Raw genomic sequence first — 894 nt, forward strand, 5'->3', positions numbered from 1 at the left:
CTATACATCTGCTCAAAAAGTTGAAGATGAATTTAAAACAGTGGAACGTTTGATCGAGATCTATCATGAAGGGGTCAAGGTCGATGTCTTTACCCAAAAAGTAGAATTTAAGCGAACAAAGACGACTAACTTGGCAACTGGTGAAGTTACGTATGGAGCTTGGAATCAAGCTGAAGGCCTTTGGAGCGCCTTTGATGCACCAGTCTATGATAATTATGAGACAGACACGATCAAAGTCAATAACAAAACAGTTACGCCAGATACAGCTAATGAAACAGCGCGGATCGATTATACAGCTAAACGTGAGAATTTGACCGAAGAAAAAGTTGTTAAACGTGTGATCAATATCTATAAAGACGGTCAAAAAGTCGATCAACATGTGCAAAGTGTGACTTTCAAGCGAACAAATATTAAAAACTTAGCGACTGGTGAGATCACTTATGGTGAATGGGATGAACCTTCCAAGATGCTTGATGACTACAGAGGACCTGAGTTTGAAAATTATGACTCACCAAGTAATCGCTATGTTCCACGGACAGCAGTTTCAGCTACAACTGAAGACCTTGAAGTGAACATGTACTATACAGCCAAAGTTGCTACAAGTATCGAACAAAAAACGGTAGTACGCACGATCCAATTGCACTTCCCAGATGGTACGTTCAAAAAAGTGACGCAACAGGTGACGTTCAAACGCGAAGTGAAGACAAATTTGGCCACGGGTGAAAAAGAATACGGTGCTTGGGATATGGACAAAAATACTTTGCCCGAGTACAAAGTAGACCAAGTAGAAAACTATGAACCAAGCCAATCAGTGGTCGAGGCAGTGGTGATAACGCCAGAAACAGAAACTTTGACCGTAGACATCTACTACAACGCTAAGACAGCAACCGAAGT

At 41.3% G+C, this 894-nt stretch carries 1 protein-coding gene; it reads left to right on the forward strand.

Translation table 11 applies throughout. The features are described 5' to 3' along the window. A partial coding sequence (locus ABT996_RS08855) for a mucin-binding protein (RefSeq protein WP_502882681.1) occupies positions 1 to 894 on the forward strand: 894 nt, incomplete at both ends.

This window comes from Ligilactobacillus sp. RTP31139st1_D10_RTP31139_211217 (assembly GCF_040226755.1).
Taxonomy (GTDB): Bacteria; Bacillota; Bacilli; order Lactobacillales; family Lactobacillaceae; genus Ligilactobacillus; species Ligilactobacillus animalis.